General features: G+C 63.1%; 3 protein-coding genes. All 3 read right to left on the reverse strand.

Annotation, left to right across the window (positions count from 1 at the left end; all coding sequences use genetic code 11):
• Window positions 1-216: 216 nt before the first annotated feature.
• The 3 genes from GUY60_RS35565 to GUY60_RS35575 all read right to left on the reverse strand — a co-directional run bounded on the left by GUY60_RS35565 (window position 217) and on the right by GUY60_RS35575 (window position 3,588).
• A complete protein-coding gene (locus GUY60_RS35565; RefSeq protein WP_161705520.1) occupies window positions 217-2,424 on the reverse strand; it encodes a caspase family protein in 2,208 nt (735 codons plus the stop codon).
• Window positions 2,424-2,837: an effector-associated constant component EACC1 gene (locus GUY60_RS35570; protein WP_161705522.1), complete on the reverse strand. Its 414-nt coding sequence runs from the start codon at window positions 2,835-2,837 to the stop codon at window positions 2,424-2,426. Before GUY60_RS35570 ends, GUY60_RS35565 begins: the two co-directional genes overlap by 1 nt.
• A gap of 181 nt (window positions 2,838-3,018) precedes the next feature.
• Window positions 3,019-3,588: a hypothetical protein gene (locus GUY60_RS35575; RefSeq protein ID WP_161705524.1), complete on the reverse strand. Its 570-nt coding sequence runs from the start codon at window positions 3,586-3,588 to the stop codon at window positions 3,019-3,021.
• Window positions 3,589-3,812: the final 224 nt, after the last annotated feature.

Below are 3,812 nucleotides of genomic sequence, written 5' to 3' on the forward strand. Positions count from 1 at the left end.
GCCTTCTGCTTCACGTGGGTGAGGAGGGCGGCGAAGGCGGCGGGGGTGGCGCTGAGTGTGGCTTCGCGAGGGTCGGCGGATTCGGTTGGGTGGCGGTGGTGGTGACGTGCCGTCCCCGCCTCCTGGGACCGCTGCCGTGACGTCATGCAAAAGGCGCTGCGCCCTGGCGATGATGCCTTAACCGCGCGGCCTCGTTCGAGCGCGCGAGCGCACCGGCTAGCGAGGGCAGCGGGCGATCCTCGGAAGCCGTGCCGAGCCGAGGAGCCGATCAAGGGCTGGCACACCCTCGTGATGGAGTGATGGGCCATGAGAACCAGGCAAAAGTCGGCGCAGGGCACGGGTTGCGACATCGGTCAGCATTGCTCCGATTTCCGGCCCGAGCGAGAGGTCGACACTTCCGGCTAGATCTACTTGCCGATCGTCCCACTCATCAATGTGCTCGGTGAGGAAGTCCAGAACCACAGATTGCCGCCGACCCAGAAGGAGCAACTCGCAGGCCTGCGCGACGTCGCGAAGATTGAAGATGAGCCGGGCGGATATCCATGAAGGTCCGAGGTCGGGTTCCTCACAGCTGATGACTAGCTCGTCGTCATCGGGACTTTCGGCGGCGACATCCAGTTGGAGGCCGCCGCGTTTCAGGATGTCCTCAACTGCCCGCTGTTCTTGCTTGCCGTGAACTACTAGGGACCACCAGGGAATCGCAGCCCATGTACCGTGGTTCATCCTGTGCTCTTCGAAGGGCGTGAAGATTTGAGGGCGCGTCAGAAGGTGCTTGCTGAAGGTGGCAAGGCAACCGTCCTGGAAGTGCTCGTCCGCCGTGCGCTCGCGTAGCAAGTCGTACTCGATGGCGCTAGTGCTTTCGATTGCTAGTGCGATGGCTTTCAACTGCTCTTCGACGATCTCCGCCGCCCGTACAAATACTGCATGGGAGTCATGGCCCGCTGGTGACAGATCGACGTGCTGGGCGATGGCTCGCTGAGCTGCCTTGCACCGGACGAGATCGCCGCCAAGCTGAACCAAGTGGCGGGCCTTGAGTGTGCTCCACGGGCGAGTGGACATCCAGTGTTCCCAAGCACGGTCGCCCCCACCGCGCTCGCCGAGCATCATTGCTGTGACGGTGCCGACTCGAAGATCCGGCTCGGCCTTCAGCTTGTCCCAAGGGTCGGGATAAAAGACCAGAGGGAGGGACGGCAGCGATGAGAGCGAGCTCAGGACTCGGGTGTCCGTGACATCCCAAAGCTCGCTGAGTTCTCGCTCCACGTGCGGACGAGGCATCGTACGGCTTCGCTGGGCAGCCCAGTATTCGCTCAGCAGCATGTACGTACTCTCTGGCGTCCAGGGGAAGAGTCCCAGATCTCCGAGGAATGGAACGCTGTTGGCCAGCCCGTTTATTTCGCATCCGAACTGGACCTCGGCGATGAGTTCGGAGAGTTCGTCAGTGTTGGGGCACGGAGTGGCGAAGACCCAACTGGAGGAGAGCATGCCAATGATGTCCGTGGTGTTTTTTCCCTGGGCGAGTTGGGCGGCAATTCTCGCTACCAACAGGGAGCGGACGAGCATCGGATCGCCGAACTCGGGGCGAAGGTGGTCTTGGGCGAGTGCTGAAACATCCCTCAAATGCCCGAGCAATGCTTGGTGAACTTCGCGGAACCATTCCTCTCGCTTCAGCGAGAGTGTCGGTTTCTCTGCAGGCGGGCGCCACTTGTTGTGAAACAGTGCGATGTCATGCCCCAGCCCGCTGGCTCGTTGCTGGGGCAGCGGCATTCCCTGCGATTTGAGTTGACCATGCACGTACTTGTACAGGGAGCTCATGTCCAGCGGGTCCGGAGATTCAGCAATGCCATTGGTAATCGCTTTGGCGAGTTCGCCGGTGAACGCTGTAAGTCGGGCATCCGGGGGAGCCATAGCCGCTTGCGTCGCTGCTGAGGCGGTCATGACGTAGGTGCCTTCAATGATGGTCTCGTCCGCAATCCCATCGGTTCTCCCCATGAAACCCTCCAGCGCGGCACCGCTGTAGCAACAGTCCAGGATCACGACCTTGTTGACAGCCGTGCTGTCCAACACTTCGGCACGGAGGTCGCCGAAGGCCACGGACCCGTACTGTCGCCTGCCCCGTTCTGAGTTGCGCACGGCGAGACGGAGGGAACCATCGGGTAGCGGCATACCGTGGCCAGCGAAGTACACCACCAGGGTGTTTAACGCTTCACTCGCCGCCCGGTGTACGGGGTCAAGCGCGCTGGCGACGTCAGTGGGGTTGAGAACCGTCGTGCAATGTTTGTCCGGAAGGTTCCCGCCGAGTGGGGACATGAAGAGCTTGGCCAGCTCGGTGAGGTTGTTGCGCACCGCCGGCAAGGGCGGAAAGTGCTGGTACTCGTCCACCCCGATCAGCACTACACGGGTTCCGTCAGGATCCGGCAAGCGCATCACCGATCCTCGGTGGCGGAGGGCGTTGACGCCTGGCTCGTGCCGATGGCCCCTGGCGCTACTTCGGGAGGTGCGGATGCCAGCAGGGTCGCGACGCGACGCAGCGTTTCCTCTGATGTGTCGTGGACCGTCACGGTCAATCCGTCGCGGCCGATGACGACCGGCCCGGGTGACGATGGGCGGGCTGTTCGCCAGGCGACCACGATGTTCACCAACAGGCTCGCAGTGGCAAGACCGTTGCTGACGAACATGTTGATGGTCTCTCCCGCGCTCATGCGACCAGAAGCGCCAACAGGCAGTGCCAGCTCGACCTGTGCGTGGCGCCGGAGTTCACGATCCTGCCGGAGCCAGTAGTACAGATCGTGGGCCGCCATGTCGTCGCCTTGTGCATCGACGGTGATCTGCAGCTTCATGCCGTCTCCCCCAATTGCCTACGGTGCTCGATGCTCATGGCAGGGAACGGGTGCCCCTTCGTGACTCCTGTCCCGGCTTTCAATCTGAGTGGAAGGATAAGCCTCCCAACTGGGCTGGATCTTCGCAGAGTTCGTCGTTGACCGCGCACGACGATGACCCCGCTTGGCTGCGGCTGATCGGTCAGTTGTCGAGAGCAGGGAACCGCTGGCCGGCGATGGCCTCCCTCAGGAGGCTCTGCGTGCTGGGGTGCCGTCGGTATACCGCGTCGATCTCACGCGATGCGGCCTCATGGTCGTAGGGCAGCGCGAGCTGACGAGCGACGCCGTACCGGAGTGCGTCCGCGACATCTCTACTCAGCTCGGCCGGCCGTAGACCCTCGACGATGCCGGTCGAGGCATCGACGAGCACCATGTACGCGGTGAAGGGCTCACCTTGCTGCCCGGGCACGCCGACGGTGCGGCCGCGTTGGCGGTATGCCTCCCATGGTGAGTCACCCCAACCGAGAGTCGCCTTCGGGGCGCCGGCGCGGGGCGGGGCGTCGAAGCGGTAGCACCACATCAAATGTCTGTCTCCGATGGTGACCGCGACCGTCGCCGAGCCGGTCGTGAAGGCGGCCAGTTCGTCCGACGTGAGGCCGTCGAACGAATGGATGATCTCGACGTAGTTCTCGCTGAGTACCAGGTTGGCAGCGGACTTCGGCCAGTTGACCTGTCTTGGGTACGGCTCACCGACGACCAGTGAGTACGACATGGCGCTTCCTCTCTTGCCAGCCTCGAATCAGAGTTGCTTCATCTGCCAACTGTTTCAGAGGAGTTGAGCTGAAGCAGGCGCAATCGCGACATGGGTGCCCGCGGCACCGTGGCTGGGCGTCGGCTCGAGCGGGGGAGGTCAGGAGTGGGACCAGTCGTTGGCGAAGTCGCATTGGAGGCCCGTCCAGCGGCGGAGCTCGGAGGGGTGTAAGCGGGGTGGTCGTG

The organism is Streptomyces boluensis, from assembly GCF_009908195.1.
Lineage (GTDB): Bacteria > Actinomycetota > Actinomycetes > Streptomycetales > Streptomycetaceae > Streptomyces > Streptomyces boluensis.